Source organism: Luteibacter sp. (assembly GCF_009912395.1).
Classification (GTDB): domain Bacteria; phylum Pseudomonadota; class Gammaproteobacteria; order Xanthomonadales; family Rhodanobacteraceae; genus Luteibacter.
Genome location: NZ_WNDO01000001.1, coordinates 68,554 through 92,119 on the forward strand (window position 1 = coordinate 68,554; position 23,566 = coordinate 92,119).

Annotated in this window: 23 protein-coding genes; 6 read left to right on the forward strand and 17 right to left on the reverse strand. The window is 66.6% G+C overall.

Annotation, left to right across the window (positions count from 1 at the left end; translation table 11 throughout):
* The first annotated feature begins 20 nt into the window (after window positions 1–20).
* Entirely contained in the window at window positions 21–782 is a 762-nt protein-coding gene (locus GAK28_RS00330; protein ID WP_291774473.1) for a M23 family metallopeptidase, read from the forward strand.
* Between the two features lie 66 nt (window positions 783–848).
* Here GAK28_RS00330 and folE2 read toward each other — a convergent pair whose 3' ends face one another.
* The 8 genes from folE2 to efp form a co-directional block, all read right to left on the reverse strand.
* A complete protein-coding gene (folE2, locus tag GAK28_RS00335) occupies window positions 849–1,778 on the reverse strand; it encodes a GTP cyclohydrolase FolE2 (RefSeq protein ID WP_291773629.1) in 930 nt (309 codons plus the stop codon).
* 99 nt (window positions 1,779–1,877) lie between these two features.
* Complete coding sequence (locus GAK28_RS00340; protein ID WP_291773630.1) at window positions 1,878–2,717, reverse strand: squalene/phytoene synthase family protein; 840 nt, start codon at window positions 2,715–2,717, stop codon at window positions 1,878–1,880.
* Window positions 2,714–3,394, reverse strand: coding sequence for an HAD-IA family hydrolase (locus tag GAK28_RS00345; protein WP_291773632.1), 681 nt, complete (start codon window positions 3,392–3,394; stop codon window positions 2,714–2,716). The genes GAK28_RS00340 and GAK28_RS00345 overlap by 4 nt, the downstream gene beginning before the upstream one ends.
* Window positions 3,391–4,095: a bifunctional 2-polyprenyl-6-hydroxyphenol methylase/3-demethylubiquinol 3-O-methyltransferase UbiG gene (gene ubiG / locus GAK28_RS00350; protein ID WP_291773634.1), complete on the reverse strand. Its 705-nt coding sequence runs from the start codon at window positions 4,093–4,095 to the stop codon at window positions 3,391–3,393. The genes GAK28_RS00345 and ubiG overlap by 4 nt, the downstream gene beginning before the upstream one ends.
* Before the next feature lie 9 nt (window positions 4,096–4,104).
* Entirely contained in the window at window positions 4,105–4,374 is a 270-nt protein-coding gene (locus GAK28_RS00355) for a YciI family protein (RefSeq protein WP_291773636.1), read from the reverse strand.
* Window positions 4,371–5,708: a TRZ/ATZ family hydrolase gene (locus tag GAK28_RS00360; RefSeq protein ID WP_291773638.1), complete on the reverse strand. Its 1,338-nt coding sequence runs from the start codon at window positions 5,706–5,708 to the stop codon at window positions 4,371–4,373. The genes GAK28_RS00355 and GAK28_RS00360 overlap by 4 nt, the downstream gene beginning before the upstream one ends.
* On the reverse strand, window positions 5,709–6,509 hold the full coding sequence (locus GAK28_RS00365; RefSeq protein WP_291773641.1) for a hypothetical protein: 801 nt from the start codon (window positions 6,507–6,509) through the stop codon (window positions 5,709–5,711).
* Between the two features lie 83 nt (window positions 6,510–6,592).
* Window positions 6,593–7,174, reverse strand: a complete 582-nt coding sequence (gene efp, locus GAK28_RS00370; protein ID WP_291773643.1) for an elongation factor P — start codon at window positions 7,172–7,174, stop codon at window positions 6,593–6,595.
* 88 nt (window positions 7,175–7,262) lie between these two features.
* Here efp and epmB point away from each other — a divergent pair, with 88 nt between their 5' ends.
* From epmB to purB, 3 genes are all read left to right on the forward strand, one after another.
* On the forward strand, window positions 7,263–8,288 hold the full coding sequence (epmB, locus tag GAK28_RS00375; protein WP_291773644.1) for an EF-P beta-lysylation protein EpmB: 1,026 nt from the start codon (window positions 7,263–7,265) through the stop codon (window positions 8,286–8,288).
* A gap of 101 nt (window positions 8,289–8,389) precedes the next feature.
* A complete protein-coding gene (locus GAK28_RS00380; RefSeq protein WP_291773646.1) occupies window positions 8,390–10,450 on the forward strand; it encodes an EAL domain-containing protein in 2,061 nt (686 codons plus the stop codon).
* A 50-nt stretch (window positions 10,451–10,500) separates the two neighbouring features.
* Window positions 10,501–11,868: an adenylosuccinate lyase gene (gene purB / locus GAK28_RS00385; protein WP_291773648.1), complete on the forward strand. Its 1,368-nt coding sequence runs from the start codon at window positions 10,501–10,503 to the stop codon at window positions 11,866–11,868.
* 165 nt (window positions 11,869–12,033) lie between these two features.
* Here purB and GAK28_RS00390 read toward each other — a convergent pair whose 3' ends face one another.
* The 9 genes from GAK28_RS00390 to apbC form a co-directional block, all read right to left on the reverse strand.
* Complete coding sequence (locus GAK28_RS00390) at window positions 12,034–13,341, reverse strand: adenylosuccinate synthase (protein ID WP_291773650.1); 1,308 nt, start codon at window positions 13,339–13,341, stop codon at window positions 12,034–12,036.
* Window positions 13,342–13,397: 56 nt separating this feature from the next.
* Window positions 13,398–14,267 carry a protease modulator HflC gene (gene hflC, locus GAK28_RS00395; RefSeq protein WP_291773652.1) on the reverse strand — a complete coding sequence of 290 codons (870 nt, stop codon included), beginning with the start codon at window positions 14,265–14,267 and terminating at the stop codon, window positions 13,398–13,400.
* Window positions 14,264–15,391, reverse strand: coding sequence for an FtsH protease activity modulator HflK (gene hflK, locus GAK28_RS00400; protein ID WP_291773654.1), 1,128 nt, complete (start codon window positions 15,389–15,391; stop codon window positions 14,264–14,266). Before hflK ends, hflC begins: the two co-directional genes overlap by 4 nt.
* Window positions 15,392–15,553: 162 nt before the next feature.
* Window positions 15,554–16,861, reverse strand: a complete 1,308-nt coding sequence (hflX, locus tag GAK28_RS00405) for a ribosome rescue GTPase HflX (protein WP_291773656.1) — start codon at window positions 16,859–16,861, stop codon at window positions 15,554–15,556.
* Between the two features lie 92 nt (window positions 16,862–16,953).
* Window positions 16,954–17,214, reverse strand: a complete 261-nt coding sequence (hfq, locus tag GAK28_RS00410; RefSeq protein ID WP_291773658.1) for an RNA chaperone Hfq — start codon at window positions 17,212–17,214, stop codon at window positions 16,954–16,956.
* Window positions 17,215–17,306: 92 nt separating this feature from the next.
* Window positions 17,307–18,284, reverse strand: coding sequence for a tRNA (adenosine(37)-N6)-dimethylallyltransferase MiaA (miaA, locus tag GAK28_RS00415; protein ID WP_291773660.1), 978 nt, complete (start codon window positions 18,282–18,284; stop codon window positions 17,307–17,309).
* 55 nt (window positions 18,285–18,339) lie between these two features.
* Entirely contained in the window at window positions 18,340–18,837 is a 498-nt protein-coding gene (locus GAK28_RS00420; RefSeq protein ID WP_291773662.1) for a hypothetical protein, read from the reverse strand.
* Between the two features lie 87 nt (window positions 18,838–18,924).
* Window positions 18,925–19,491: a dCTP deaminase gene (gene dcd, locus GAK28_RS00425; protein ID WP_045827707.1), complete on the reverse strand. Its 567-nt coding sequence runs from the start codon at window positions 19,489–19,491 to the stop codon at window positions 18,925–18,927.
* A 60-nt stretch (window positions 19,492–19,551) separates the two neighbouring features.
* Window positions 19,552–20,637, reverse strand: coding sequence for an iron-sulfur cluster carrier protein ApbC (apbC, locus tag GAK28_RS00430; protein WP_291773667.1), 1,086 nt, complete (start codon window positions 20,635–20,637; stop codon window positions 19,552–19,554).
* A gap of 228 nt (window positions 20,638–20,865) precedes the next feature.
* Between apbC and GAK28_RS00435 the strand changes: the two genes are divergently transcribed.
* Window positions 20,866–21,336: a DUF2147 domain-containing protein gene (locus GAK28_RS00435; protein WP_291773669.1), complete on the forward strand. Its 471-nt coding sequence runs from the start codon at window positions 20,866–20,868 to the stop codon at window positions 21,334–21,336.
* Window positions 21,337–21,460: 124 nt separating this feature from the next.
* Window positions 21,461–23,557, forward strand: a complete 2,097-nt coding sequence (gene metG, locus GAK28_RS00440; protein ID WP_291773671.1) for a methionine--tRNA ligase — start codon at window positions 21,461–21,463, stop codon at window positions 23,555–23,557.
* Window positions 23,558–23,566 lie beyond the last annotated feature (9 nt).

Here is a 23,566-nt window from a genome sequence, read left to right on the forward strand (position 1 = left end):
TCGCCCTTGCGGCGTGCCTCGTGTTCCCGGTGGCCCACGCAGTCACCACCGACCTGCCACCCAGCGTCTCGCAGGGCGGCCTGGTCATCGGTCACGCGGCGCCGGGAACGCGCGTCGCGGTGGCGGGCAAGCCGGTGCGCGTCGGCGACGACGGCACCTTCGTTTTCGGCGCCGGCCGTGACGAGCAAGGCCCCATCGTCGTCACCGTGGGCGGCACTCGCCACACGCTGACGGTGACGCCCCGCGACTGGCCCATCGAACGCGTGAACGGCGTGCCGCCGAAGACGGTGAACCCGCCGCCGGAGATCGCGAAGCGCATCCAGCGCGAGCAGGCCGAGGTGGTCGCAGCCCGCGATCGCGACGATGCGCGCGAGGACTTCGCGAAAGGCTTCATCTGGCCGGTGACCGGACGCATCAGCGGCCGCTTCGGTAACCAGCGCATCTATAACGGCGATCCCAAGGCGCCGCATTCGGGCATGGATATCGCCGTGCCGGAAGGCACGCCGGTGAAGGCGCCCGCCGATGGCGTGATCACCTTCGCCAAGCCGGATCTCTACCTCACCGGCGGCACGGTGCTGCTCGACCACGGTTTCGGCCTGTCGTCGAACTTCCTCCATCTGTCGCGCATCGACGTAAAGGTGGGCGAGCACGTGCGGCAAGGCCAGGTGATCGGCGCAGCAGGCAAGACAGGTCGTGCGACGGGGCCGCACGTGCACTGGGGTTTCAACTGGTTCGGGACGCGTCTGGATCCGTTGCTGCTACCTGGCATCCGTCAGCCCTGACGACCACCATCGCGGACACGGTCCGCTCCCATCCCTTCGGTAGGGCGGAGCGTGGCCGCAATGGGATCAGCCGCGGGCCTTGCTGGCGAAGGCCACCGCGTCATGCGGATGCAGGCTTTCGTGGTGTGCCACACGCACGTGGAAATCCGCGACGCCCGTGTCCGCGTCCAGCGTCTTCTGGATGCGCCTCGCGGCATCCTCGCAGAACATCAGGTTGCCGCCGTTGGCCAGCGCGAACGCCTGCTCGTCGGCGCGCTTCACCGCCGTCTGCACGGGGGTGCCAAGCGCATCCTCCACGCGATCGATCATGCCGATCAGGTCGAAACCGCCCTCGCCTGCCGGACGCACGCGAATTGTCGCGGTGCTGCGCTGGGCATGGGGCGTGGCGACAATGCCCTGCTCCGTGCCCAGCCACGCGAGGATCGTCTCGCGATCCAGCGACAGGTCGGCGGGGAAGGCCTTCGCGAAGCTGTCCTGGATCAGCTGGCGCGACAGCGCCGCCGATGCCGGACAAGTGGACGAATAGACCACGTCCGTCATCAGTTCCAGATGGAAATGGCCATCCGAACGCAAGGTGGCATCGATGGTGATCGGATACGCGCGCCAGCCACTGTTGTCGCTGCGTAACGCACGACGACGCACCAGATGCTCGAAGCCGATGGTGATGCGCGCATGGTCGGACAGACCCTCGTGCGAGGCGAGGAACCGGCCAAGCAGCTCACGTACCCCGATCATGGTCAACGGCCCCGCCGACAACGCCTCGGATACCAGCAGATAAAGGCGCGACATATGGATGCCACGCACATCGGCCTTCACGAGGTTCACGAAGGCACCCACCCGGGCGCCCGTGGCGCGAACGTCGCCATCACCGGCATCGAATGCCACAGGCATTTCCATGCCGTCCATGCCGACCCAGTCGAGCGTGCCGGGAGCGACCGCGTGATCGTGGGATGCGACGTCGGGAAGCAGGCGGGTCGGGGAGTCTTGCGTGTACATCGGGAAGATCCTTAGGGCAGGTCGTCGGATGACCGACTCACTGACAGGACATGGGGGAGACGGCGGCGGCGGTCAATGGCGAACAAGAGAACGCTCCGTTCACCCCTGGCGGGAAGCCGCCTGACGCGCCGAACGCCATGCGCGGAACGCCGTGGCCGGACCGGTACGCGACTGGCGGCGATGTAGCTCTACGAAAGGTTCAGCCGCCTTGGCGGCGCCACGCGCCGTGGCCAGCGCCGTGCGGCCCTCCAGGCCACGGAAGGTGCTAAGGGGCTCACCCAGCGCCAGCGCCTCGTCCAGACCCGCTGCAAGGTCCTGCAACTGCGCACGCAGGGCATCGCGACGAGCCGGGGAATCGTCCTTCAGCTGTCCGCGCGACAGGCCATGGCGGGCCAGACGGGACATCGGCAGCGGCAGGCGTTCGCGCTCGGCATCCAGTTCGAGCCGGGACAGCGCGAAGACCAGGTGCGACAACGTGGCGATCCGGGTGGCGGCCTCGGATGGTGCCGTCGGGCCGAACCACCAGGCGTTCTCCAGTGCCGCCAGCGCGCCATGCATGTTGCGGGCGGCGACGACCTGGGACGCGAAGTCCGAGGCCGTGCCCTGCTCGAGCTGAGCCATCGCCGCAAGCACGGGAGCGAGCCAGAGTCGCCCATCCACCTGGCGTGCGCGCTCGCTGGCGAACAGCACCTTGGTCAACGGATGGCGGCCGCCACTGGCGGCGGCGCCGGAAAGCTCCTCCGCCCACCATTGCAGCTTGGCTGCGGCCACCTGGGGCTCACGAATACCGTAGGCCGAGGCGATCAGCTCCTGCTCGAAAGCCGCCAGCGCCACATGCTCGTCGCGTACGGCCGGATCGACGAAGCCCAGCGCGACGCGCTGCTGGGGCTGCACCGCCAGCCATTTGTCGACGAAGCTCTGGGTCGCGCCTTCGGTCACGCCGCCACCTCGATACCGAGCAGGGTCGCCAGCTCGTCCGGGTGGTCGATCACCAGGTCGGCGCCCCACTCTTCCGGATTGCCGCCGTCCAGGTAACCCCAGCGCACAGCCACCGTGTACAGGCCGGCCGCATGACCCGCCTGCACGTCGCGACGATCATCGCCGACGAACACAGAGCGCATGGGAGCGCAGCCCGCGATCTCGCATGCGCGGATCACAGGCGCGGGGTCCGGCTTCTTCACCGGCAGGGTATCGCCAGCCACGACGGCGGCGGGCTTCCAGTGCGGCACCGCCTTCGGCAGCAACGCCTCGGTGAGGAAGCCGGGCTTGTTGGTGACGATGCCCCAGCGCATGCCGGCGGCTTCGATGCCGCTGAGCAGCGGCTCGACGCCATCGAACGGATGCGTGCCGGCGAGGCCCATGTTTTCCTCGTAGATGGCGAGGAAACGCGGGACATGGCGCAGCACGGCGTCGGCGTCGAACTCGGGGAAGGCCACGGCGATCATCGCGCGCGAACCGCGCGAGACGACTTCGCGTAGCGGCGCGAACTCAGGGTGCGGTGCCTTGAGTTCGTCGCACAGCTGCACGATGGCGGCGTAGAGATCCTGCGCGCTGTCCAGCAGCGTGCCGTCGAGATCGAAGAAGATGCCATCAGGCTTGAAAGGTAGTGTCGTCATGCGGCTTTCCTTGCGGACAGAACGTAATTCACCGAGGTATTGCCCGACAGGCTCGCGTTGCGCGTGATCGGGTTGTACGCCAGCCCCTTGATGTCCTCCAGTTCGAGATCGAACTGGCGCAGCATGCCGGCCACCTCGGAGGGTTTGAGGAACTGCGCGTAATGATGCGTGCCGCGCGGCAGCAGGCGCATGAGGTACTCCGCGCCGACGATGGCCGCACCGAACGCGGCCGGCGTGCGATTGAGCGTGGACAGGAACAACTGGCCGCCCGGCTTGAGCATCGCCGCGAGATCGCGGATCAACACCAGCGGATCGGGGACATGCTCGATCATCTCCATGCAGCACACCACGTCGAACGAGGCGCCTTCGCTGGCAGCCAGTTCCTCGGACGATTGCACGCGGTAGTCGACGCTGAGGTTGGATTCGAACAGGTGAAGCTTGGCGATCTCGATCAGCTTCTCGCCGAGGTCGATCGCGGTGACATTCGCACCGGCGCGGGCCAGGGCCTCGCTCAGGAGGCCGCCGCCGCAACCCACGTCCACCACCTTCGCGCCGCGAAGGTGGGCACGGCCGCCCACGTAGGCGGCGCGCACGGGGTTGAGGTCGTGCAGTGGACGGGATTCGCCATCGGGATCCCACCAGCGGGCGGCGAGTTTTTCGAAGCGCGCGATTTCTTCCGCGCTGACGTTGGCATGGGACATGGGGCTACCTCAACTGAAACGGCGCACGCGCCACTCATGGATAGTGAGCGTCGACGAGCCGCTGGTGTGCAGCGGATCGTCATGGGCGATACGGGTGGCCTCCTCGAGGCTGCCTGCGCGCAGCAGGTAGGCGCCGCCGGTGCCGTCGGTGAACGGACCGGTCGTGTCGAGCGCGCCTTTGGCGATCAGGTCATCGAGGAAGGTCTTGTGGGCTTCGCCGGCCGAGGCCTGGAACGCAGGCTTGCGAATGGCGAGAATGAGGTACAGGTGGTCGGTCATGCCGGGTCCTCCGCGGCGATGCGTTCACGCCAGCCACGCGCCTTCTCGCGGATGGCGTCGATGTCGACGTCGACCAGGCGCTTGTTCGCGAGCTTGCGCGCGCCGTCGATCCACACGTCGCTGACCTGGTGGCGGCCCGTGGCGTACACGAGCTGCGAAGCCACATGGTAGAGCGGCTGGGTTTCGAGGTCGTCGAGACGCACCGCGGCGAGGTCGGCGCGCTTGCCCGGCTCGATCGAGCCGACGCGGTCGCCCAGACCGATGGCCCTGGCGCCGTTGAGCGTGGCCGCGCGCAGCGCGCTGGCCGCGTCGAAGGCGGCCGCGTCACCGGCCACGGCCTTGGCGAGCATCGCGGCGGTGCGCATTTCGCCGAACATGTCCAGGTCGTTGTTGGACGCGCAGCCGTCGGTGCCGATGCACACGTTCACGCCCGCCTTGCGCAGCTTCTCTGCCGGGCAGAAGCCCGAGGCCAGCTTGAGGTTGGATTCCGGGCAATGCACCACCGAGACGCCGGCAGCGGCGCAGGCGGCGATCTCGCCGTCGGTGAGCTGAGTCATGTGCACGGCGATGAGACGCTCGTTGACCAGGCCCAGCTTCTGCAGGCGCGCGAACGGACGGATACCGTCCTTCGCGGCGCCCTCTTCCACTTCCTGCGCCGTCTCATGCGTGTGCAGGTGCACGGGGATGTCGAGCTGGTCGGACAGCACGCGGATGCGCTCGAAGTTCTCGTCGGACACCGTGTACGGCGCGTGCGGCGCGAAGGCGGTGGTCAGCAACGGCTCGCCACGCAGCGAGTCGTGCACTTCCTCGGCGCGCTGGAAGTATTCGTCGGAGGTCTTCGCCCAGGGCGTGGGGAAGTCGATGATCGGCAGGCCGATCACCGCGCGGAAGCCCATCCGGCGATACGTCGCCGCGATGACATCCGGAAAGAAGTAGTTCTCGTTGGCGCAGGTGGTGCCGCCACGGATCATCTCGGCGACGGCCAGTTCCACGCCGTCGCGGATGAAGTCCGGACCCATCACGCGGCCTTCGGCCGGCCAGATGTGTTCCTGCAACCAGACCATCAGCGGCAGGTCATCCGCGAGGCCACGCAGCAGGGTCATGGGGTTGTGGGTGTGCGCGTTGACCAGGCCCGGGATGAGCGCATGCTCGGCAAGCGTGACGCGCTCGCGCGGCGTGTAGTGCTTGCGGGCCTCGTCGGTCGGGAGGATCGCAAGGATCTCGCCGCCGTGGATTGCCACGGAGTGGTCGTCGAGGACGATGCCGTGCGGCTCAACGGGGACGACCCAGCGGGCTTCGATAAGGAGGTCGATGTCGATCGGGGAAGAATTCATTCAGTGCCTCAGGGAAGCCGGATACCAGAAATCGCGGAACATATCGGAACCGTAGGACTTTCCATCGTAATGGAGCATCGTACGGACGGTTCGCGTGCCCGTCTGCTTAAAGTCGCCATCACTGTCTTGCGTGCGCGTGACATGGGCGGTGAGGGAGAGGTCGGCGAAGCCGTGGCTCGTCGTCTTTTCTACCGCGATGGTCATGTGCGCGGATTCGCTGACGCTGCCCGAACGGGGCATGCACGACGTGCCTTCGATCTGCGCCCAGCCATCGAGATTGCTGCCGAACACAGCGCGCAAGCGGTCGCCTTCGCGGATCCAGAGCGTCAGTTCCGACGAGGCGTCGGCGTCCGGACAGCTCGCGCCGCGCGCGCTGCTGGAAAACACGACACCGAAGGCCCGAACCTCGGGTGAAAGACGATACGGAGCGGTGTCGATGCGATAGCTGCCGACCTCGGTCGAGGCGTCCTCCTCGATGGTGGAGCGATCGGCGGCGAGCACCTTGCCGCCCGCGACCAGGGCAACCACCTGCTCCTTCGAGCCATCCTGCGAGCCCGGGCCTTCGTGCTTCGTGTCGAAGGCGATCGCGGCGATGGTGGTACCCGCGCTGCCGGGCATGGCCTTGCAGCTCGCCGCGGCGATGAGGCCACCGTCCTCGGTCCAGGACACGAGCTTGCCGTGGATGCCCGCCCAGGACGCCACGGCGGCGACCACGCCATCCGCGCAGGGCTGCTCGTCGGCATGGGCCAACGGAGCCCCCGCGAGGGCCAGCAGGGGCAGGAAACGTAGGATCGAGCGCATGGGGAGCATCCTGGTCACCATAAAGAAACGGCACGGCGCCCCGGGGGCCGCCGTGCCGATCAACCGTGCGAAAACCGGCTGCCTTACTTGACGCGGCTGTCGTACTCGCCGGTGCGGGTATCGACCTTGATGATTTCGTCCTGGTTGACGAAGAGCGGCACGCGGACCACGGCACCGGTTTCCAGGGTGGCCGGCTTGCCGCCGCCGCCCGAGGTGTCACCACGGACGCCCGGATCGGTCTCGACGATCTTCAGCTCGACGAACTTCGGCGCCTGGACGGCGATGATCTGGGTTTCGTTGAAGAGGGTGATCTGGCACTCCTCGTCGCCCTTGAGCCACTTCCAGGCGTCGCCCATGGCGGCCAGGTTGGCGCGGTACTGCTCGAAGGTCTCCGAATGCATGAAGATCCACTCGCGGTCGTTGCCGGTGCCCTCGATGTACGAGAACGAGGCGTCGGTGTCGACGGCGTTGGCTTCCTCGTAGGAGTCGCTCGACTTCAGGGTGAGCTCGGTGGTGCGGCCGTCCTTCAGGTTGCGCACGCGAATACGGGTGAACGCCTGGCCCTTACCCGGCTTGATGAAGTCGGCTTCGGTGATGACCCAGGGATCACCATTGTGAAGGATCTTCTTGCCCGTTTTGACGTCATTAAGGCCAAGGGTCGCCATGCGTTTCTTGCTCCAGAGGTGAATCCGCCCGCCGGGCGGCTAAAATAGGGGGCTATCGGGGGCCATATGGCCCGCCCCAAGGCCGACCATGATAACCGCAAGCCCCACCTCCCGCCTATCCGCGCCCGCCACGGGCTGGCGCGAGCTTTGGCGGGACGCCATCACGGACGCCGCCGAGCTGCTGGCCGCCGTGGGCCTGGCCCACCGCACCGACCTGCTGCCTCCGGACGACGCCGGCTTCCCGCTGCGCGTACCGCGCGGCTTCGTGACCCGCATGCGCCAGGGCGACCCGGACGACCCCCTGCTGCTCCAGGTGCTACCACGCCAGGCGGAGCACGTCGAGGCGCCTGGCTACACGGTGGACGCCGTGGGCGACATGGCCTCCCGGGCCAGCCATGGCGTGCTGCACAAATACGACGGTCGCGCCCTGCTGATCGCCAGCGGCTCCTGCGCCGTGAACTGCCGCTACTGCTTCCGCCGCCACTTCCCCTACGGGGACGAGATCGCCGCCGCGTCGCAGTGGCGCGAGGCCCTGGCCCACGTGGCGGCCGATACCTCGATCCGCGAGCTGATCCTGTCCGGCGGCGATCCCCTGTCGTTGGCGACGCACAAGCTCGAGGAATTGACCCAGGGCCTTGCCGCCCTACCCCACGTAATCCGCCTGCGTATCCATACGCGCCTGCCCGTGGTGTTGCCGGAGCGCATCGACGACGCCTTCGTGGCCTGGCTGTCCGCGCTGCCGCTGCAAAAGGTGGTGGTGCTGCACGCCAACCACGCCAACGAGTTCGACGCGGGCGTGGACGCCGCCTGCGCCCGCCTGCGCGATGCCGGCGCCACGCTGCTCAACCAGTCCGTGCTGCTGGCCGGCGTGAACGACGACGCCGACACCCTGGCCGCAATGTGTGAACGCTCGTTCGCCGCGGGCGTGCTGCCCTACTACCTGCATCAGCTCGACAAGGTCACCGGCGCGGCGCACTTCGAGGTGCCCGACGACAAGGCGCTCGGCCTCGTCGACGCGCTGCGCGCCCGGCTTCCCGGGTACCTCGTCCCAAAACTCGTACGTGAATTGCCCGGGGACCCGTCGAAACGCCCCGTTGCCGATTCGGCGCGCTAGTATGTCGATCTTCCGGTCGGCGACATGCGACCGGACCGCGTTTGGGGGAAGCGGGGCGGGTAACCGTTCCGCGGGGTGAACAAGGCGGCAACCGGAACGGCATGAAACACGACAACGTCATCAGGATCCTCTTCATCGAAGACTCGGTGGAAGACGCCGAGCTGTTGATCAACGTATTGCGCAATGGCGGCATCGCCGTGCGTCCCGCAAGGGCCACGAAGGACGAGGAGGTCCATGCCGCCCTCGACGAGCTCCAGCCGGACCTCGTCGTCCTGAATCCCGCGGTGCCCGGCATCGAGACGTCGGCGGTCATGCGCCGTATCGACGCCAGCGGCCGCGACATGACCCTGGTCGCCGTGGTCGACGGCATGGACACCGACACCGTCGCGGACCTGTTCGCCAGCGGTGCGCAGGGCGTGGCGCTGCGCCGCCACTCCGACCAGGTGCTGGCGGTGGTGAGGCGCGAATTCGAGGCACTGTCCACGCGTCGACAACTGCGTCGCATGGAGACCTCGCTGCGCGAGACCGAGCGGCGTTGCGACGCCCTGCTCGACTCGTCCCGCGATGCCATCGCCTATGTCCACGAAGGCATGCACGTCAGGGTAAACCAGGCCTTCCTCGAGGCCTTCGGCTTCACCGAGGCGGACGACGTGATCGGCCTGTCGATCCTCGACCTCGTGGCGAACAGCCACGCCGACGAGCTGAAGGCGGTGCTGCGCGGCCTGTCGCGCGGCGAAAAACACGCACCGCTGGACCTGGTCGCGCGCCGCGACGACGACCGGACCTTCAAGGTGGTGGCCGAGTTCGCCCCCGCGTCCTATGAAGGCGAGGCCTGCGTGCAGATTGTCTTCCGCCAGCAGGCCGTCGATCCGGCGCTGGTGGCTCAGCTGCAGCGCGACCCGGTCACCGGCCTGTTCAATCGCGCGCGTACCCTCGAACACATCGACCAGGCGGTCGCTTCGGCAGCCGGCGGCAACGAAGGGCAGGCCGTGTTGCTGCTCGAACCCGACAACTGGAAGGACATCGTCGCCAGCGTCGGCATCGGCAATGCCGACCGCGTCCTGTCGACCCTGGCGAGACGGGTCGAGGACGTGATCGACGACGAGGATGTCGTCGGCGTCCTTGGCGACCATACGCTCGGCTTCATCCTCGGCTCACGCGGCGACCTCGAGCACTCGGCCCTCGCCGAGCGTCTGCGCACGACCGTGGCCGAGCACATCTTCGACGCGGGCAGCCGCTCGGTCACCCTCAGCGTCACCATCGGCGGCGCCCTGCTCGCCGAGAAGAACGCCAACGCCGAGACCGTGCTCGACCAGGCCAGCGCCGCGCTGCGCAACGCCCAGAACCAGGGCGGCAACCGGGTGGAACTGCACGACCCCAGCGCCCGCGAGAAGGCGGAAGCCGAGCGCGAGCAGTACTGGCTGGACCTGGTCAAGGAGGCCCTGGCCGACGACGGCCTGCGCCTGTACCACCAGCAGATCATCAGCCTGCAGGACGCCGCCGGCGAGTTCTACGAGATCCTGATCCGCATGCGCGGCCCCAAGGGCGACGTGCTGCCGTCGTACTTCCTGCCCGTCGCCGAGCGCAACGGCCTGCTGCCAGCCATCGACCGCTGGGTGCTGGGCCATGCCATCGACGCCCTCGCTCATCGCGAAAAGGACGGCCTGACCACCACCTATTTCGTGAAGATCACCCTGCAATCGGTCGAGGACCCCGACCTGCTGCCCTGGTTGAAGCGCCGCCTGGAAACCGCGCGCCTGCGCCGCAGCACCCTCGTGATCGAGATGCCCGAATCCAAGGTGCTTACCAGCCTGCGTCCGGTTCAGGAGTTCGTGAGCGGCTGGCGCAAGTCTGGCGGCCGCTTCGCGATCGAGCAGTTCGGCTCGGGCCTCAACTCGTTCCAGATGCTGACCCACGTCGAGGCCGACTACCTGAAGATCGACCGCAGCTTCATGACCGACCTGCCTCAGCATCCGCAAAACCAGAAGAAGATCGCCGACATCTGCCGCGAGGGCCATGCCTCGGGCAAGCAGACCGTGGCCGAATGGGTGGAGGACGCCGTCAGCACCTCCCTACTGTTCGCCTGCGGCGTCGATTTCGTGCAGGGCAACTTCCTCCAGAAGCCCGCCAAGGTGCTCGCCGAGGAATACATGCCCCTGTGACGGCCCGGGTATAATCGGCGGCTGCCCCGCATCCGCCTCAGGAACCTCCCATGTCCCACGCCACGCTGACCGCCCTTTCGCCGCTGGACGGCCGCTACGCCGCCAAGGCGGCCTCGCTGCGCCCCATTTTCAGCGAATTCGGCCTGATGCACCGTCGTGTGCACGTGGAGATCCACTGGCTGCTCGCCCTGGCGAAGCACCCGGGCATCGTCGAGCTGCCGGCCTTCCCGGCCGAGGCCGTGGGCCGCCTGGAGGCCATCGCCGATGGCTTCTCCGTCGACGACGGCGAGCGGATCAAGGAGATCGAGGCCACCACCAACCACGACGTGAAGGCCGTGGAGTACTTCATCAAGGAGCGGATCGGCAACGACCCCGCCCTGGCCCAGGCCAAGGAGTTCGTCCACTTCGCCTGCACCAGCGAGGACATCAACAACCTCGCCTACTCCCTGATGCTGCGCGATGCCCGCGAGACGGTGCTGCTGCCGGCCATCGACCAGGTGATCGGCAAGCTGCGCGCCCTGTCGCACGAGCACGCCGGCCTGTCGCTGCTGTCGCGCACGCACGGCCAGACCGCCTCGCCCAGCACCATGGGCAAGGAACTGGCCAACGTCGTGGCCCGCCTGGAGCGCCAGCGCCGCCAGCTCGTCGCCATCGAGATACCCGGCAAGATCAACGGCGCCGTGGGCAACTACAACGCGCACGTCATCGCCTACCCCGAGGTGGACTGGCCGACCCTTGCCGCCGGTTTCGTCGAAGGCCTGGGCCTCACCTTCAACCCGTACACCACGCAGATCGAACCGCACGACGGCATCGCCGAGTTCGCCGACGTGCTGCGCCGGATCAACATCATCCTGATCGACCTGGCCCGCGACGTGTGGGGCTACATCTCGCTGGGCTATTTCCGCCAGGCGCTCAAGGCCGGCGAAGTCGGCTCGTCGACGATGCCGCACAAGGTCAACCCGATCGACTTCGAGAACGCCGAAGGCAACTTCGGCCTCGCCAACGCCCTGCTCGGCCACTTCGCCGAGAAGCTGCCGATCAGCCGCTGGCAGCGCGACCTCACCGACTCCACCGTGCTGCGCGCGCTGGGCACCGCCTTCGGCCATTCGATGGTGGCGCTGGAGTCGCTGATGAAGGGCCTGGGCAAGCTCAACGTGAATGCCGACCGCGTCGCCGCCGACCTCGACGGCAGCTGGGAAGTGCTCGCCGAAGCCGTGCAGACCGTCATGCGCCGCTACGGCCTGCCGGAGCCGTACGAGCAGCTCAAGGCCCTCACCCGCGGCCAGGGCATCACCAAGGACTCGATGCGCGCCTTCATCGCCGGCCTGGATCTTCCGGCCAACGCGAAGCAGGCCCTCGCCGATCTCACCCCGGCCAGCTACATCGGCCTCGCGGACAAGCTCGCGCGCGAGATCTGACCGAGGATTTGCTTGTAGGAGCGCGCTTGCGCGCGATGGGTGCTTGCCGCGACCGGTGATCGCGCGCAAGCGCGCTCCTACAAAAGCTGTCCCACACCGCGACGCCCCAACAAAAAACGCCAGTCTTTCGACTGGCGTTTTTTGTTTACCCGATGACCGAATCGATCAGCAGCCGTGCTCGTTGCCGAACGGGTCGTCGAGGACGATCGTGTCGTCGCGGTCGGCGCCCGTGGCCACGAGGGCCAGCTTGCAGCCCGAGAGTTCTTCCACGGCGCGCAGGTAGGCGCGGGCGGCGAGCGGCAGCTTGTTCCAGTCGCGGATACCCGCGGTGGATTCTTCCCAACCCGGGAACTCGAGGTAGACCGGCTTGCACTCGTCCCAGCCGTCCGCATCCAGCGGGGCCAGTTCGCGACGCTTGCCGCGGTATTCGTATGCGATGCAGACCTTGATGCTTTCCAGGCCGTCGAGCACGTCGAGCTTGGTGATCGCCAGGCCGTCGATGCCGTTGATCTGCACGGCGCGCTTCAGCGCGACGAGGTCGATCCAGCCGCAGCGACGCGGACGCCCCGTGCTGGCGCCGAACTCGTTGCCCTTCTTACGGAGCAGCTCGCCCATCTCATCGTGCAGTTCGGTCGGGAACGGGCCGCCGCCAACGCGGGTGGCGTAGGCCTTGCAGATGCCCAGCACGTAGTCGATGTCACGCGCGCCCACGCCGGTGCCGGCCAGTGCGCCGCCCACCGTGGTGTTCGACGAGGTGACGTACGGATAGGTGCCGTGATCGATGTCGAGCAGCGCGCCCTGTGCACCTTCGAACAGGATGTTGCCACCCTCGCGACGCACGTCGTGCAGGATGGTGGCGACGTCGTCGACCATCGGCTTGATGTACTCGCCCCAGGTGAGGGCTTCGTCGAGGACGGTCTGGTAATCGACCGGCTCGGCCTTCAACCACTGGGTGAGCACGAAGTTGTGATACTCGACGGCAGCCTTCACCTTCTCCGGCAGCTCGTGCGGGTACATCAGGTCGGCCACGCGGATCGAGCGACGGGCGATCTTGTCTTCGTAGGCCGGGCCGATGCCGCGACCGGTGGTGCCGATGGCCTTGGCGCCGGAGGCGACTTCGCGCGCCTTATCGACGGCGATGTGGTACGGCATGATCAGCGGCGTGGCCGGCGAAATCTTCAGGCGGGCGCGGACATCGACGCCCTGGCCTTCCAGCTCGGCGATTTCGCTCATGAGCGCGGCCGGCGACAGCACGACGCCGTTGCCGATGAGGCACAGCGCGTCGTCGCGCAGGATGCCCGAGGGAATCAGGTGCAGGACGGTCTTCTTGCCCTTGATCACCAGCGTGTGGCCGGCGTTGTGGCCGCCCTGGAAACGCGCGACGGCGCCGACGCGCTCGGTGAGCAGATCGACGATCTTACCCTTGCCTTCGTCGCCCCATTGCGCGCCGAGGATGACTACTGACTTGCCCATGATGATGATGCTCTCTTCAAGGTAGGTTGCCCCGCCAGGGGCGATGTGGAGATGGTTCAGCGCTGGCGGCCGGGGCCGTCGTTGAGGTAGCGCAGGAATTCGGAATCGGGTTTCAGCACCAGGGTGCCCTTGCCGTCGGCGAAGGCTTTGCGATACGCGGCGAGGCTGCGATAGAACGCAAAGAATTCGGGATCCTGGCTGTAGGCCTGGGCGTAGATGGCGGCCGCCTGGGCGTCGCCGTCACCCTTCACTTTCGTGGCGTCGCGATTGGCGTCGGCCAGCAGCACGAGCCTCTGGCGATCGGCGTCGGCGCGGATGCGCTCGGCGCTTTCCTGGCCCGTGTAACGCAGTTCGTTCGCCAGCTGCGAGCGCTCGGCGCGCATGCGCTTGTAGACAGAGCCACTGACTTCGTCGGGCAGGTCGATGCGCTTGATGCGCACGTCGACCACGGAGATGCCGAGGTTCTTGCGGGCGACGGCGTCGGTCTGCTGGCGCACGCGCTCGGTGATGTCCTTGCGGCCACCGGCGATCAGGTCTTCGAGCGGACGAGCATTGAACTCGTAACGCAAGGCGTCCTTCACGATGGGCGTGAGGCGCTGCACGGCCTGGATGGTTTCACCCGAGGTGGCACGGTAGAACGCTGCGTTATCGGCGATGCGCCACTTCACGTAGAAGTCGACGTTGACGCTCTTCTTTTCCAGCGTGAAATAACGCTCGGGCTGGGCATCCAAGCCGAGGATGCGATTGTCGAAGCGCATCACCTGCTGGATGACCGGCACCTTGAAATGCAGGCCGGGCTTGTAGTCGGCGCGCACGATGCGGCCGAACTGCAACAGCAGCGCGTTCTCGCCTTCCTTCACGACAAAGGCACTGTTGAAGCCGAGCAGGACCAGGGCGACGACGATGAGGCCGGAAATGATCTTCACTGGGCGTTCCCCTGCGCGTTCGGCTCGGTGGTCGCGGACTGCACGACGGTGCCCACGCCCGGCACGTTGCGGACGGTCGTGTTCGACGAGCCTTCCACCGGCAACTGGATGATGTTCTTGCCGTTGGTGCCGTCGATGACCTTGGGATTGCCGGCCATCACTTCCTCCACGGTTTCCAGCCAGAGGCGACGACGGGTCACTTCGGGCGCGGCCTTGTATTCCTTGAGCAGCAGGTTGAAGCGCTCGACGTCACCGTTGGCGCGAGCGATACGCTCGACACGCTCGGCCTCCGCCTCGGCGCCGATACGCGCGGCATCGCCACGGGCCACCGGTACCACCTGGCTTTCGTAGGCACGCGCCTTGTTCTCTTCGCTCTGCTTGTCTTCGCGGGCGGCGTTGACGTCGTCGAAGGCGTCCTTCACTTCCTTCGGCGGAGCCACGTTCTGGAAGCTGACGCCGGTCACGGTGACACCCGCGTCGTACTTGTCGAGCGTGGCCTGGAGGATGTCCCGGGTCTGCTGCTGCAGGGTTTCCTTCGCCGCGGGCGCGACACCGGCGGCGGGCGCCTGGTCCGGCGCCGTCGGATCGGCACCCGGCGTGGTCAGGATGTTGTCCATGATGTTGGCGCCCACCACCGAACGCACGGCCGCCTCGGCCGCGCTCGAGATGGTGCCGTTCTCGATGTCGGCGTTCGAGTACAGGAACTTGCGGGCATCCGCCACCTGGTACTGGACGTTGAAATCGATCGCGATGATGTTCTCGTCGCGGGTCAGCATCGACACGTTGTCCGAGATGGAGCGGATCTGGGTAGTCTCGACCTTGGTGACCGTCTCGATCGGGCTCGGCGCCTTGAGATGGAAGCCGGGCGGCAGGATGCGCGAGAACTCGCCGAAGCGCAGCACCACGCCGACCTGGCGCGCATCGATCACCGTGTAGCTGGACACCAGCAACCAGGCCACGATGAACACACCCACGATGGCCGTGACGCCACCGCTACCGGCACCAAACTTGCCGAAGCGGGATTTGAGATTCTTGATCGCGCCGTCGAGGTCGGGCTTGCGCCCGCCTTGCCGGTTGCGGTTCCAGGGATCCTTCTGGCCGTTACCGGGTTCGTTCCAAGCCATGGGCGGCAGTCTCCTTCGGGGACCGGAGGGTGGGCGGCTGGCAAGCCTTGATCAGGCCGACACGGCAAGAGCGAACGGCGGGCGTCATATCGACCCGGCGCCGCGCCGGATCGGCACGCAAACAGTGGCAATTCTACCAGAAGGCCATGGCGATGCGGCGGGTCAGAAATCCGCCTGGGGTGGTGCGATCAGGTCGCGTAAAGGCCTGGCATGCTCGTCGTCGCCCAGCAGCGGCGCCAGCACGGAGCGTGGCGCGTCAATGTCGAGGTGCCAGCCATGCTCATCGACCGCCTCACCGGCGATCGCGCCGGCGGCCTTGAGTCGCGCATGCAGCCGGCCCGCCGTGAGAGGAAGCTCAAGGCCCGCGCGGATACGGTCGCCACCCAGCAATTCGCCAAGCGCTTCACGCAGCCCCTCGAGCCCCTCACCCGTATGCGCGGACAACCAGACCTGGCGAGGACGGCCGTCGTCTCCGCGATCGACACGCGCCTCGGTATCCACCAGGTCGATCTTGTTCATGACGGACAACTGCGGCACGTCGCCCGCACCGATCTCCTCCAGCACCTCGTCGACCACTCGGCGCAGCAATTCGCGCTCCTCGTCGGCGGCATCGCTGACATGGATGAGCAGGTCGGCATCGCGGGCTTCGGCCAGGGTCGCGCGGAAGGCCGCGACCAGGTCGTGCGGCAGCTCACGGATGAAGCCGACGGTGTCGGCGACCACTGCGGGGCCGCAGGACAAGCCGTCGATCTTGCGGACCGTGGGATCGAGCGTGGCGAACAACTGGTCGGCGGCATAGACACCGCCGGTAGTCAGCACATTGAACAGCGTGGACTTGCCGGCATTGGTGTAGCCGACCAGGGCGACGCGCGGGACGGTGTTGCGCAACCGCGCACGGCGCTGCTGGTCGCGCTGAACCTGAACCTTTTCAAGGCGCTTGGTCAACATCTTCACCCGCTCGGCAAGCAGGCGTCGGTCGGTTTCAAGCTGCGTTTCGCCCGGGCCACGGTTGCCGATGGCGCCGCCACGCTGGGCGTCCAGATGGGTCCAGCCACGCACCAGCCGGGTGGCGATGTGCTTGAGCTGGGCCAGTTCCACTTCGAGCTTGCCCTCGTGCGAACGGGCACGCTGAGCGAAGATGTCCAGGATCAGGCCGGCACGATCGACCACGCGAGCCTTGAGATGCTTCTCGAGGTTTCGCTCCTGGACGGGCGTGAGCACGTGGTCGACCAGCACCAGGTCGGCCTCCAGGGCGCGCACGGCCTCGGCCACTTCCTCGGCCTTGCCACTGCCGATATAGAAGCGGGGATTCGGGGTTTCCACCCGGGCGGAAATGCTAGTCAGCACCTCGGCGCCTGCCGAGGTCACGAGTTCGGCGAATTCCTCGCCACGACGGATCGCGTCGCCTTCGCCGCGCGAATGCGGCAGCACCAGGACGGCCCGGTCGCCTTTCTTTTGCCTATCGAACACTTAGCGGAATAACCTCATGAATGGTGAAGGGCGCGCGCCGCCTACGCGTACGTGCGCCCAACGCACTTATATGGGATTCCGTCGAAGGCCCCTCAACCCTCGGCGTCGCCCGACACCGACTCCGCGTGGTTCTCATGACCACCGACCCGCACATTACGGCTCGGCACCACGGTGGAGATGGCGTGCTTGTAGACCATCTGGCTCACCTGGTTGCGCAGCAGCACCACGAACTGGTCGAACGACTCGATGGTGCCCTGCAACTTGATGCCGTTCACCAGGTAAATGGCGACCGGTACGCGCTCGCGGCGCAGCGCATTCAGAAACGGATCTTGCAACGATTGCCCCTTGGACATTTTTCTTCTCCCCTACGTATTTTTATTGTGCGGGTCCGGGTAAAGAACGCCCCGCGGCGCCCCGGCCCAAATTTTTTGAATCTTAACTGCATTTAAATGCCATCTGGAAGCGTCTGTCGTGACGATTTCGGCATTCCAAGAAACAGCCCCACGGCGGCCGCGGCTTCCGCCAACGGAGGAGCCGTGTCCGGGTCGAATGTCCGTGCATCCAGCTCGCTCCGCAGCCAGGTGATCTGCCGCTTGGCGAGTTGCCGGGTCGCATAGATACCACGGTCGCGGAATTCCGTCGCGTCACCGCGTCCGTCGAGGTATTCCCACGCCTGACGATAGCCCACCGCGCGGATGGCGGGCAGGTCCGCATGCAGGTCGCCCCGGTCGCGCAGCGCCCTCACCTCATCAAGCAGCCCCTGCCCGATCATCTGATCAAAGCGCAGGGCGATCCGCTCGTGCAGCGCGGCCCGCTGTTCCGGCAGCAAGGCCAGCTTGAGCACTCGCCAGGGAAACACGCGGCGCGCCTGCTGCTGCAATTCACTGATCGGTCGCCCGGTCAGCGCCATCACTTCGAGCGCGCGCTGGATACGCTGGGCATCGGCCGGTTTGATGCGCTGCCCCGCATCCGGATCCATGGCGGCCATACGAGCATGCATGGCGGCCCAGCCCAGGCTCGCGGCTTCGGCGGCGATCCGCTCGCGGACGGCGGGATCCGCCTCCGGCAACGCGGACAATCCGCGCTGCAAGGCCCGGAAATAGAGCCCCGTACCGCCAACCAGCAAGGGCACCTTGCCCTCGCCTGCCACCTTCGCCATGGCGGCCTCGGCATCCGTCGCGAAATCGGCCGCCGAATACGGCTGAGCAGGGTCGCGGATGTCGATCAGCTCATGGGGATAGCGCGCCAGCGTGGCGGCATCGGGCTTGGCGGAGCCGATATCGAGCCCCCGATACACCAGGGCAGAGTCCACCGAAATCAGGCCCACCGGAAAGCGATCGGCCAGATCGCAGGCAAGCGCCGTCTTTCCCGACGCGGTCGGGCCCATGAGGAAGATGGCGAGGGGGCGCTGGTCGATGGACATGCCGGTCCCTGGAAGAAAATCGCCGGCCCTGGGCCGGCGATTTTCAGGGGATCAGTTACTGCTGGGTCTGGGGGTCGTAGGCACCGCTGGAGGCTTCCTTACCCTGCATGCGATCAGGCAGTGCGGCCTTCTGCGGGGTGTCTTCCAGGACGCGCGCGTCCTTCTCGACGGCGTTCAGACGGACCAGCTCGCCCTTCTTGTCGTAATAGACGGCAAAGCCATAGTCGAGGGCCATGCGAGCCATGAAGCCAAGGTGGGCGTCGCGGATCTTGGAGTCGTCGCTGGGCACCAGCAGCACGGTCTTGGGCAGCTTGCCCTGGTCCTTCAGGTAGGCGAAGTGACTGCCCGTATCGGCCGCCGAAAGCACGGCGCCATCGACGAGGAACTGGCCGCTCTTGTACGCCTTGAGGGTGACGTCGAACTTGCTCTGGCTGGCGGCGGACGCGGCCTGGTCGTCCTTGGAGACGCCACGGTGGCAGCCGGCAAGCACCAGCAGGCTGGCGAGAAGGATCGCCGCGGCGGCGCGGGCCATCAGGGTGGGAACTCGGATCATCGGTGTCTCCGTGGATCGGGTGCGGCTTCGGAAAGGGGCGAGTCTACCGCGCACGGGTTTCGTGCGCGGCTGGGACGCGAAAGGCGTTCAGGTGCTCGGCAGCGTCACGCCGCGCTGGCCCTGGTACTTGCCACCGCGGTCGGCGTAGGACACCTCGCAGACCTCGTCGGATTCGAGGAACAGCATCTGCGCCACGCCCTCGTTGGCGTAAATTTTCGCGGGCAGCGGCGTCGTGTTCGAGAACTCCAACGTGACGTGGCCTTCCCACTCGGGCTCGAGCGGGGTCACGTTCACGATGATGCCGCAGCGAGCATAGGTGCTCTTGCCCAGGCAGATCGTGAGCACGTTCCGCGGGATGCGGAAATACTCCACGGTGCGCGCCAGGGCGAACGAGTTCGGCGGGATGATGCAGACGTCCGACTTGATGTCGACGAAGCTGCCCTTGTCGAACGCCTTGGGGTCGACGATGGTCGAGTTGATGTTGGTGAACACCTTGAACTCGTCGGCACAGCGGACGTCGTAGCCGTAGCTGGACGTGCCGTAAGACACGAGACGGTGGCCGTCGCGCTCCTTGACCTGGCCCGGCGCATACGGCTCGATCATGCCGTGCTGCTCGGCCATGCGGCGAATCCACTTGTCTGACTTGATGCTCACTTACGGTCTCCCTCGCTGGAGCGGGAAAGGTATAGGAACGCCCCTTTCCACGCCACTTGTTTACGTGTTCTGGATGACGATCTTGGGGAAGGAAATGGCTTTGTTGCGGGCCTGGAGCGACAGCTTCGCGGCAGCCGACCGGGCGATCGCCCGGTAGCGCGCCGCGAGGTCCGACTCCGGTATCGCCGCGACGGTCGGCTTGCCGCCGTCGGCCTGCTCACGGATGCGGATGTCCAGCGGCAGGTCGCCGAGGTAGGCGATATCCGCCTCCTCCGCCATGCGCGCGCCGCCACCGTGGCCGAAGATATGTTCCTCGTGGCCGCACTGGGAGCAGACATGGGTGGCCATGTTTTCCACCACGCCCAGCACCGGGACCTCCACCTTGCGGAACATCCCGAGCGCCTTGCGGGCATCGAGCAGGGCGATGTCCTGCGGCGTGGTGACGATCACCGCGCCGGACACCGGCACCTTCTGCGACAGCGTGAGCTGGATGTCGCCCGTGCCGGGCGGCAGATCGATGATGAGGTAGTCCAAGCCGTCCCAGCGCGTGTCGGTCAGCAGTTGCATCAAGGCCTGAGTGACCATCGGGCCGCGCCAGATCATGGGCGTGTCCTCGTCGATCAGCACGCCGATGGACATCGCCTGCAAGCCGTGCGCCCGCATCGGCTCGATACTCTTGCCGTCCGGCGAGACGGGCTTGCCGGACAGGCCAAGCATCTTCGGCTGGCTGGGACCGTAGATATCGGCGTCCAGGATGCCCACGGTGGCGCCCTCGGCGACCAGCGCCAGGGCCAGGTTGACCGACACGGTGGACTTGCCCACGCCACCTTTGCCCGATGCCACGGCGATGATGTTCTTCACGCCCGGCAGGGGGGCCAGTTGGCCCTGGACCTTGTGGGCGTGGATGCGCCAGCTCACGGACACGGCCGCGGAGGCGATCGCGGACTCGGCCTCCAGGGCCGCCCGGGCCGCGGCGGCGGCCTGCTCCACGTAGCCGACGGCCGGGTAGCCCAGCTGGATATCGACGGACACGCGGTCGCCATCGATACCGACGGCGCGGATCGCGGCAGAGAGCGACTGCCCGGAATGGGGATCGATGACGCGGTCGAGGACGCCGCGCACGAGGGTTTCGCTGGCCTGGGTCATGGGGAGAAGTGAGGAAAATCGAAGATGACATTATTATGCCAGCCTGGCGCTGCCACCGGTTTAGCTGGCGCCACGCCAGCCCCGATCGCGCGCAAGCGCGCTCCTACACAAGCTGCCCTGTAGGAGCGCGCTTGCGCGCGATTGCTTCACCCGTGGCGCGATGCAACTTGACGATTCCCGCCCCGCTTAGTCAGTCTCACCCCATACCTGACCGTATGGGGAGTCCCGATGCTTGTGAAGCACCTGATCCGCACCACCGCCGCCCTCGCCTTCGCGACGGCCACCCTCCCCGCCTTCGCCGCCACCGATACCCCGGTCGGCAAATGGAAGACCATCGACGACACCACCCACGAGGTGAAGTCGGTCGTGGAGATCACCGACAACGGCGGCGTCCTGGAGGGCAAGGTGCTCCAGGTGCTCAAGCCCACGCCCGGCGCCGCCAAGGACGCCAACGGCCACCTCATCTGCGCCAAGTGCGACGGTGAGCGGAAGAACAAGCCCATCGAGGGCATGACCATCCTGTGGGGCCTGAAAAAGGACGACGACGTATGGTCCGGCGGCCAGATCCTCGATCCGTCCAAGGGCAAGATCTACAAGGTCACCCTGAAGCTGGTCGATGGCGGCAAGAAACTCGACGTCCACGGCTACATCGGCATCTCGCTGATCGGCCGCAGCCAGGAATGGGTCCGCGACGAATAAGGCGCATCGCGCGCAAGCGCGCTCCTACAGTGGCCTTTTGTAGGAACGCGCTTCGGCGCGAAACCCCAGCAGGGGAATGACCCCCATGCCATAATCCCCGGTCCCATAGCCGACCGTGCGAATCATGGCCCGCCGCATCCTCGTCACCAACGCCCTCCCCTACGCCAATGGCCCGCTCCACCTGGGCCACATGCTCGGCTACATCGAAGCCGACATCTGGGCGCGGGCGCAGCGAATGCAGGGTAACGAGGTGTGGTACGTGGCGGGCGAGGACGCCCACGGCACGCCCATCATGCTGGCGGCGGAAAAAGCCGGAAAGACGTCCGAGCAATACATCGCCGACATCCGCGCCGGCCACGAAGCGGACTTCACCGACTTCCACTTCAGCTACGACCAGTACCACACCACCCATTCGCCGGAAAACCAGGACCTCGCCACGGCGATCTACCTGCGCCTGCGCGACGGCGGCTATATCGCCCGTCGCAACATCCAGCAGCTGTACGATCCGACGCGCGACATGTTCCTGCCGGATCGCTACATCAAGGGCACCTGCCCCAACTGCGGCACGCCCGACCAGTACGGCGACAACTGCGAGAACTGCGGCGCCACCTATGCGCCGACCGACCTCGTCAACCCGTATTCGGTGATGTCCGGTGCCACGCCGATCCTGCGCGACTCCGAGCATTACTTCTTCGAACTGGGCAAGTTCGAACAGCTGCTTCGTGACTGGTTCGCCGGCACGTACACCGATGGCAAGCCCACGGCCGACAGCAGCGTCGTGGCCAAGCTAGGCGAGTGGATCGACGGCGGCCTGCGCGACTGGGACATCTCCCGCGACGCACCTTACTTCGGCTTCCCGATCCCCGACGCCCCGGGCAAGTTCTTCTACGTGTGGCTCGACGCGCCGGTGGGCTACCTCGCCTCGTTCAAGGCGCTGTGCGAGCGTACCGGCCTGCGCTACGACGACTTCCTCGGCAAGGACAGCACTGCCGAGATGCACCACTTCATCGGCAAGGACATCATCAACTTCCACGGCCTGTTCTGGCCCGCGATGCTGCACGGCGCCGGACTGCGCGTGCCGACCGCGCTGCACGTCAACGGCTACCTCACCGTGAACGGCGCGAAGATGTCCAAGTCGCGCGGCACCTTCATCCAGGCTCGCACCTACCTGGACGCCGGCCTCGATCCCGAAGCGCTGCGCTATTACTTCGCCACCATGCTCGGCCCGACGCCGGTGGATGTGGACCTCGACCTCAAGTCCTTCGAGGACAAGGTCAACTCGCACCTCGTCGGCAAGTGGGCGAACATCGCCAGCCGCACGGCGGGCTTCCTGCACACGCACTTCGACGGCAAGCTGGCCGACCGCTTCGACGACGAGGCCACCGCCATCTGGCGCGACCTGCTCGCCCAGTACGAAGGCATCGAGGCGCTCTACGAAGCCGACGAGTACGCCGAGGTCACCCGTCGTTTCGTCGCCATGGCCGATGCGGTAAACGGCTACATCGCCACGAAGGCGCCGTGGGTCATCGCGAAGGACGAAGCGCGTCGCGTCGAGCTGCAGCAGGTCTGCACCTTCGCGATCAACGCGTTCCGCCTGCTCTCCGGCCTGCTCAAGCCCATCGTGCCGATCACGGTCGCCGGCGCCGAGCAGTTCCTCGGCGGCCCCATCGAAAACTTCGCCGACGCCCGTCGCGAACTGTTCGGCCATACCGTCAACGCCTTCTCGCCGCTGTTCGGCCGCCTCGATCCGAAGAAGATCGACGCCATGGTCGAGGCCTCGAAAGAGTCACTGACGCCCGCCGAGCAGGCCCGCGAAGTGGCGAAGGCTGAAGCAAAGAAATCGAACAAGACCAAAGAAGCTCCCAAGCCCATGACCGACACCACCACGACCCACATCTCCATCGACGACTTCGCCCGCCTCGACCTGCGCATCGGCAAGGTTGATGTCTGCGAATTCGTCGAGGGCTCGGACAAGCTGCTGCGCTTCGAACTCGACGCCGGCCCGCTGGGCAAGCGCCAGATCTTCTCGGGCATTCGCGCCGCCTATGGCGAGCCGGAGAAGCTGGTCGGCCGCAACGTGGTCTTCATCGCCAACCTCGAACCGCGCAAGATGCGCTTCGGCCTCTCCGAGGGCATGATCCTCTCCGCTGGCGAAGGCGGTTCGGACCTGTTCCTGCTCGACGCCGACCAGGGTGCCGCGCCGGGCGCCACCGTTCGCTGATCGCTCCTC

Coding starts and splice junctions, on each gene's coding strand:
- hfq (WP_291773658.1), bottom strand. CDS start 17,214: ATGTCCAAGGGGCAATCGTTGCAAGATCCGTTTCTGAATGCGCTGCGC.
- GAK28_RS00355 (WP_291773636.1), bottom strand. CDS start 4,374: ATGACCGACCACCTGTACCTCATTCTCGCCATTCGCAAGCCTGCGTTC.
- metG (WP_291773671.1), top strand. CDS start 21,461: ATGGCCCGCCGCATCCTCGTCACCAACGCCCTCCCCTACGCCAATGGC.
- apbC (WP_291773667.1), bottom strand. CDS start 20,637: ATGACCCAGGCCAGCGAAACCCTCGTGCGCGGCGTCCTCGACCGCGTC.
- folE2 (WP_291773629.1), bottom strand. CDS start 1,778: ATGTACACGCAAGACTCCCCGACCCGCCTGCTTCCCGACGTCGCATCC.
- efp (WP_291773643.1), bottom strand. CDS start 7,174: ATGGCGACCCTTGGCCTTAATGACGTCAAAACGGGCAAGAAGATCCTT.
- GAK28_RS00420 (WP_291773662.1), bottom strand. CDS start 18,837: ATGATCCGAGTTCCCACCCTGATGGCCCGCGCCGCCGCGGCGATCCTT.
- hflK (WP_291773654.1), bottom strand. CDS start 15,391: ATGGCTTGGAACGAACCCGGTAACGGCCAGAAGGATCCCTGGAACCGC.
- GAK28_RS00435 (WP_291773669.1), top strand. CDS start 20,866: ATGCTTGTGAAGCACCTGATCCGCACCACCGCCGCCCTCGCCTTCGCG.
- purB (WP_291773648.1), top strand. CDS start 10,501: ATGTCCCACGCCACGCTGACCGCCCTTTCGCCGCTGGACGGCCGCTAC.
- GAK28_RS00380 (WP_291773646.1), top strand. CDS start 8,390: ATGAAACACGACAACGTCATCAGGATCCTCTTCATCGAAGACTCGGTG.
- GAK28_RS00365 (WP_291773641.1), bottom strand. CDS start 6,509: ATGCGCTCGATCCTACGTTTCCTGCCCCTGCTGGCCCTCGCGGGGGCT.
- miaA (WP_291773660.1), bottom strand. CDS start 18,284: ATGTCCATCGACCAGCGCCCCCTCGCCATCTTCCTCATGGGCCCGACC.
- GAK28_RS00390 (WP_291773650.1), bottom strand. CDS start 13,341: ATGGGCAAGTCAGTAGTCATCCTCGGCGCGCAATGGGGCGACGAAGGC.
- ubiG (WP_291773634.1), bottom strand. CDS start 4,095: ATGTCCCATGCCAACGTCAGCGCGGAAGAAATCGCGCGCTTCGAAAAA.
- GAK28_RS00360 (WP_291773638.1), bottom strand. CDS start 5,708: ATGAATTCTTCCCCGATCGACATCGACCTCCTTATCGAAGCCCGCTGG.
- epmB (WP_291773644.1), top strand. CDS start 7,263: ATGATAACCGCAAGCCCCACCTCCCGCCTATCCGCGCCCGCCACGGGC.
- GAK28_RS00345 (WP_291773632.1), bottom strand. CDS start 3,394: ATGACGACACTACCTTTCAAGCCTGATGGCATCTTCTTCGATCTCGAC.